General features: G+C 63.0%; 5 protein-coding genes. 4 read left to right on the top strand and 1 reads right to left on the bottom strand.

Going from position 1 to position 6,393, the window contains the following annotated elements:
• From gltB to V7D69_RS06360, 4 genes are all read left to right on the top strand, one after another.
• On the top strand, window positions 1-3,159 hold a 3,159-nt coding region (gene gltB, locus V7D69_RS06375; protein WP_333605364.1), incomplete at its 5' end, for a glutamate synthase large subunit.
• 19 nt (window positions 3,160-3,178) lie between these two features.
• Entirely contained in the window at window positions 3,179-4,612 is a 1,434-nt protein-coding gene (locus V7D69_RS06370; RefSeq protein WP_324061304.1) for a glutamate synthase subunit beta, read from the top strand.
• Window positions 4,613-4,818: 206 nt separating this feature from the next.
• Entirely contained in the window at window positions 4,819-5,199 is a 381-nt protein-coding gene (locus V7D69_RS06365; protein WP_333605363.1) for a type II toxin-antitoxin system RelE/ParE family toxin, read from the top strand.
• Window positions 5,183-5,506, top strand: coding sequence for a helix-turn-helix domain-containing protein (locus V7D69_RS06360; RefSeq protein ID WP_324062714.1), 324 nt, complete (start codon window positions 5,183-5,185; stop codon window positions 5,504-5,506). The genes V7D69_RS06365 and V7D69_RS06360 overlap by 17 nt, the downstream gene beginning before the upstream one ends.
• 150 nt (window positions 5,507-5,656) lie before the next feature.
• Here V7D69_RS06360 and ung read toward each other — a convergent pair whose 3' ends face one another.
• A complete protein-coding gene (gene ung, locus V7D69_RS06355; RefSeq protein WP_324062715.1) occupies window positions 5,657-6,346 on the bottom strand; it encodes a uracil-DNA glycosylase in 690 nt (229 codons plus the stop codon).
• Between the last annotated feature and the right edge of the window lie 47 nt (window positions 6,347-6,393).

Below are 6,393 nucleotides of genomic sequence, written 5' to 3'. Positions count from 1 at the left end.
GATGATCCGATTGGCTCGATGGGCACGGATACGCCCATCCCGGTGCTGTCGAACAAGTCGCGCCTGCTTTACGACTATTTCAAGCAGAACTTCGCACAAGTCACTAACCCGCCGATCGACCCGATCCGCGAGGAACTGGTGATGAGTCTGGTTTCCATGATCGGCCCGCGCCCGAACCTGCTTGGCCACGATGCGGGCACGCACAAGCGCCTCGAAGTAAGCCAGCCGATCCTGACTGATGAGGGGCTGGCCAAGATCCGCTCGGTCGAGGCTGCGCTCGATGGTGCTTTCCGCACCGAAACGATCGATATCACCTGGGATGCCAGCACCGGCGCTGATGGGCTGGAACTGGCGATCAAGGAAATGTGTTGGACGGCGACGGAGGCCGTGCTGGCGGACAAGAACATCCTGATCCTGTCCGACCGCGCGCAGGGACCGAGCCGCATTCCGATGCCCGCCTTGCTCGCCACGGCGGCGGTGCACCATCACCTGGTGCGTCAGGGCCTGCGCATGCAGACCGGCCTTGTCGTTGAAACCGGCGAAGCGCGCGAAGTGCATCACTTCTGCGTGCTCGCGGGCTACGGCGCGGAGGCGATCAACCCCTACGTCGCGTTCGAGACGATCGAGGACATCCGCGTTCGCAAGAACCTGCCGGTCACTGCCGAGCAGGCCCGCAAGAATTATGTCTACGCGATCGGCAAGGGCATCCGCAAGGTCATGTCCAAGATGGGCATCTCGACCTATCAATCCTATTGCGGCGCGCAGATCTTCGACGCGGTCGGCTTGTCGAGCCATTTCATCGATAAGTATTTCACCGGCACCGCGACCACCATCGAAGGGGCCGGCCTGCGCGAGATCGCGGAGGAAGCCGTCCGCCGCCACATCGCGGCTTATGGCGACAACCCGATCTACGCGAACATGCTCGACGTGGGCGGCATGTACGGCGCCCGTGTGCGCGGCGAGGAACATGCCTGGACCAGCACCAACATCGGTCTGCTTCAGCATGCCGTCCGCGGGAACCTTCCGGACAAGTACCGGGAGTTCGCCCAGACCATCAATGACCAGTCCACCCGGATGCTCACCATTCGCGGGCTGATGGAATTGGTGCCGGCGGCCAAGCCGATCCCGCTGGAAGAGGTCGAGCCCGCCGGCGAGATCGTCAAGCGCTTCGCTACCGGCGCGATGAGCTATGGCTCGATCTCGTGGGAAGCGCACACCACGCTGGCGCTGGCGATGAACAAGATCGGCGGCAAGTCCAACACCGGCGAGGGCGGCGAGGATCCGACGCGCTTCACGCCCCTGCCGGACGGCGCATCCATGCGCTCGGCCATCAAACAGGTCGCGTCAGGGCGTTTCGGCGTGACCACAGAGTATCTCGTCAATGCCGACGATATTCAGATCAAGATGGCCCAAGGCGCCAAGCCCGGCGAAGGCGGGCAGCTGCCCGGCCATAAAGTCGACAAGATCATCGGCAAGACCCGGCATTCGACGCCGGGCGTCGGCCTGATTTCTCCGCCACCGCACCACGACATCTACTCGATCGAGGATCTCGCCCAACTCATTCACGATCTCAAGAACGTGAACACCGGCGCGCGAATCTCGGTCAAGCTGGTGTCCGAGGTGGGAGTCGGTACGGTGGCCGCGGGCGTCTCCAAGGCTCGCGCGGACCATGTGACGATCTCCGGCTACGAAGGCGGCACCGGCGCTTCGCCGCTGACATCGCTTACGCATGCCGGCTCGCCCTGGGAAATCGGCCTGGCGGAGACGCAGCAGACGCTGCTGCTCAACAATTTGCGCAGCCGCATCTGCGTTCAGGCCGACGGCGGCCTGCGCACCGGGCGCGACGTGGCCATTGCCGCGTTGCTCGGCGCTGACGAGTTCGGCTTTGCCACCGCGCCGCTGATTGCGGCCGGCTGCATCATGATGCGCAAGTGCCATCTCAACACCTGCCCGGTCGGCGTCGCTACGCAGGACCCGGTGCTGCGCGCGCGCTTCACCGGCCAGCCCGAGCACGTCATCAATTACTTCTTCTTCGTGGCCGAGGAACTACGCGCCATCATGGCCGAACTGGGCTTCCGCACGGTCGGTGAGATGGTCGGCCGGGTCGACCGGCTCGACATGAAGAAGGCGATCTCCCACTGGAAGGCCAAGGGCGTCGATCTGTCCCGGATCCTCTACCAGGCTCCGCAGGGCGACAGCCCGTCGCTGAACTGGAGCCAGCGGCAGGAACACGGGCTTGAGAACGCGCTGGACAACCAGCTCATCGCCGCCTCGGCTGAAGCGCTGGAGAATCGCCAGCCGGTGCGGATCGAAAAGCCGATCATCAACGTCAATCGCACGGTCGGCGCGATGCTTTCAGGCGAAGTGGCCAAGCGCCACGGCCATGAGGGGCTGCCTGACAACACGATCAACGTGAAGCTCACAGGCGTCGCCGGCCAGAGTTTCGGCGCCTGGCTCGCTCACGGCGTTACAATGGACCTGACCGGCGATGCCAATGACTATGTGGGCAAGGGCCTGTCGGGCGGGCGCGTGATCGTGCGCCAGCCTACTCACGTGAACCGCGATCCACTGAAGAATATCATCGTCGGCAACACCGTGCTTTACGGCGCGATTTCGGGCGAGGCGTTCTTCAACGGCGTCGGCGGCGAACGCTTTGCGGTTCGCAACTCGGGCGCGATCGCGGTGGTCGAAGGCTGCGGCGATCACGGCTGCGAATACATGACCGGCGGCGTTGTGATGGTCCTGGGCAAGACCGGCCGCAACTTCGCGGCAGGCATGTCCGGCGGCATCGCTTATGTCTTTGACGAGGACGGCCAGTTCGACAAGCTGTGCAACCTCTCGATGGTCGATCTCATCAAGGTCTCTCCGGAGGCTGACGAGGACGCCGATGAACTGGGAGGAGCCGGCCGTCCGCAACAGCGGACCAACGGCGTCAATGACCTGGGCATGGGCGACATGCTGCGCCATGACGCCGAACGCATCCGCATCCTGCTTGAACGCCACCACCTGCACACCGGCTCCCGCCGGGCCCGCGCGCTGCTGGACGACTGGTCGAACACCATCGGCAAGTTCGTGAAGGTGATGCCGCGCGATTATGCGAAGGCGCTCAGGCAACTGGAGGCCGAGCGGCTGGACGCCGCTTCCGTGGCCGCTGAATAATTCGAAGGTATTACGTTACATGGGCAAGGAAACCGGCTTCCTCGAACTGGACCGTCAGGATCGCACTTACGGTCCGGTGGACGAACGACTGAAGAACTACAGCGAATTTGTCATTCCGCTCTCCGCCGAAACGCTCAAGGGTCAGGCGTCACGCTGCATGAACTGCGGCGTGCCGCACTGCCACACCGGCTGTCCGGTCAACAACATCATCCCGGACTGGAACCACCTCGTCTATGAGGATGACTTCAGGAATGCCCTGGAAGTCCTCCACTCGACCAACAACTTCCCCGAGTTCACCGGCCGCATCTGCCCCGCCCCGTGCGAGGCGGCCTGTACGCTAAACATCGTCGACCAGCCGGTCACCATCAAGTCGATCGAATGCGCGATCGTCGACAAGGGCTGGGCCGAAGGCTGGATCGAGCCGAAAGTCCCGGCGCGGAAAACCGGAAAGTCCGTGGCGGTGGTGGGCTCCGGTCCCGCCGGCCTCGCCTGCGCTCAGCAGCTTGCCCGCGCCGGTCATTCAGTGACGGTGTTCGAAAAGAACGACCGCGTCGGCGGACTGATGCGTTACGGCATCCCCGACTTCAAGATGGAGAAGCACCTCATCAACCGCCGCATGGTGCAGATGATGGCGGAAGGGGTGGAATTTCGCACCTCGGTAGAGGTCGGCGTCTCGGTCTCCGTGGCTTCGCTCAAGGAGAACTTCGACGCGGTGGTCTTCTCAGGAGGGGCCGAAGATCCCCGGCCGCTCAACATTCCCGGCTTCGAACTGCCGGGCGTGCGCTTCGCGATGGAATTTCTGACGCAGCAGAACAAGCGCAATGCCGGCGACGACGAAGTGCGCGCCGCGCCGCGCGGATCGATCACCGCCACCGGCAAGCACGTCATCGTCATCGGCGGCGGCGACACCGGTTCGGACTGCGTCGGCACCTCCAACCGTCAGGGCGCTCTTTCGGTCACGCAGCTGGAGATCATGCCCAAGCCACCGGTCCATGAGGACAAGGGCCTCTCCTGGCCGTTCTGGCCGCTCAAGCTGCGCACGTCCTCCAGCCATGAGGAAGGTGCGACGCGCGATTGGGCGGTGCTGACCAAGCGCGTTGTCGGCGATAACGACGTGAAGGGCCTGGAATGCGTGCGCGTCGAGTGGAAGGACGGCAAGATGCACGAGGTGCCCGGCAGCGAGTTCACGTTGCAGGCTGACCTGATCCTGCTGGCCATGGGCTTCGTTGGCCCGCGTAAGGCCGGCATGCTTGACCAGTCCGGCGTCGAACTGGACCCGCGCGGCAACGTGAAGGCCGACACCGAGAAATACCAGACCAGCGACGAGAAGATCTGGTCCTGCGGCGATATGCGGCGCGGCCAGTCGCTGGTCGTCTGGGCGATTCGCGAAGGCCGCCAATGCGCCCGCTCCGTCGACGAGGCGCTAATGGGCGCAAGCGAACTGCCGCGCTGAGGTTATCGCCAGGAAGCTTGATCGGGGGCGCGCCGGAAGGTGCGCCCTTTCGTTTTGGTTCACATCAGTGTGAGGAGCCTGCCGTTTCCTGGCAAGCGAACCCTGGCGAAAAACAAACGATTGTCACGCAGGGGGGATCGCCGCTGCCAGCCTTCAGCAAACAGAGCCCTCTTGATTAAATAGCACTAAGTGCCACATTACGTCTCATGAATGAGGCCGAGGCAACTGAGCGGACCTTCAAGACCGCCTGGTTCGCAAAAGCGGCGCAGAAGGCACGAATTACAGATGACGAACTGTGCGAGGCTATTCGCGCGGTGCGAAAAGGTCAGGCTGATGATCTTGGTGGCGGCGTGTTCAAGAAGCGCCTCGACAAGAACAGGCATCGGAGCATCATTCTCGCAAAAGGGCGGCGCTTTTGGGTTTACACTTATCTGTTCGCCAAAAAGAACCGCGCCAACATCGATGATGCCGAACTACGGGCATTTCGCGATCTCGCTGATCTCTATGCCCAAAAGACTGACGATCAGATTGAGCGGGAACTGGAAGCGCGCGAGATAACGGAGATATGCAATGGCCGCCAAGGGTAAGTTCAAGAGCGACGCCTTCGAGGCGATCCATAGCGTCGCCGCTGGCATGTATCGTGTCGGGTCGATTGATAAAGCTACGATGCGCCATTTCGATGAAAACTGCCTGACCAAGCCGCCAATGATCGCGCCGGACGAAATCAAACGGTTGCGCGAGCGAAACAAGGTCAGTCAGCCGGTTTTTGCCCGCTATCTCAACACCAGCGAAAGCACAGTGGCGAAGTGGGAAACCGGAGCCAAGAAGCCAAGCGGCGCGGCGCTCAAGCTGCTGTCGATTGTTGAAAAGCATGGCATCCAGATTCTCGCCTGATCGCTCCATCAGGCGCACCGCGATTCACATGACTATCGAGGCGTGCCGGCCGATAATGGCGAAACTCCTAAATTCGACATAAAGCCCCCAGGCCGCATACCCAACCAGCAAAACCGGCCCTTCTCACACTTCGCCGAAGGAGGGTTTGCGCTACCAGTCGATCGCCCCTCGCCCATTCTCGCGCAGGAACGCATTGGCCCGGCTGAAATGACGGCAGCCGAAGAAGCCGGAATGCGCCGACAAGGGGCTGGGGTGCGGCGCGGTCAGCACCAGGTGATGGCTCTTGGCCAGGCCCGCCACGCGTTCCGCCTTCTTGCGCGCATGGCTGCCCCAGAGCAGGAATACGCAGGGCTCCTGCTTCGCGGCGACAGCGGCAACGGCGGCATCCGTGATGGCCTCCCAGCCCTTGTTCTGGTGCGAACCCGCCTGCCCTTCTTGCACCGTCAGCGAGTTGTTGAGCAGCAGCACGCCCTGGCGCGCCCAATGCTCCAGATTGCCGTGCAGCGGCGCGGCGACCCCGCAATCGGTCGCCAATTCCTTGTAAATATTGACCAGCGAAGGCGGAACTCGCACGCCCTCGAGCACGGAAAAGGCCAGCCCATGCGCCTGTCCCGGCCCATGATAAGGGTCCTGGCCCAGGATCACCACCTTCACCGCGTCCAGCGGCGTCAGTTCCAGGGCGCGCAGTCGGTTTCCGCGCGGAGGGTAGATCCGCCGCCCCGCCGCTTCTTCCGCCTTCAGCCAGCCGCCCAGTCTGCGTGCCTCCGCCGTCGAAAGTGCGGGGTTCAGTGCGGCCTGCCAGCTCGTTGGAACGGCCTGTGCGCTTGTTGCCTCAGTCATGCCCGAAAATTCCTGCGCCCTCAAAATTCATGCGCCGCCGACCCGCC

It is taken from the genome of Novosphingobium sp., from assembly GCF_036733805.1.
Classification (GTDB): Bacteria; Pseudomonadota; Alphaproteobacteria; order Sphingomonadales; family Sphingomonadaceae; genus Novosphingobium.
Note: the sequence above shows the minus strand (reverse complement) of the source record. Positions and strands in the feature narration are given on the sequence as shown.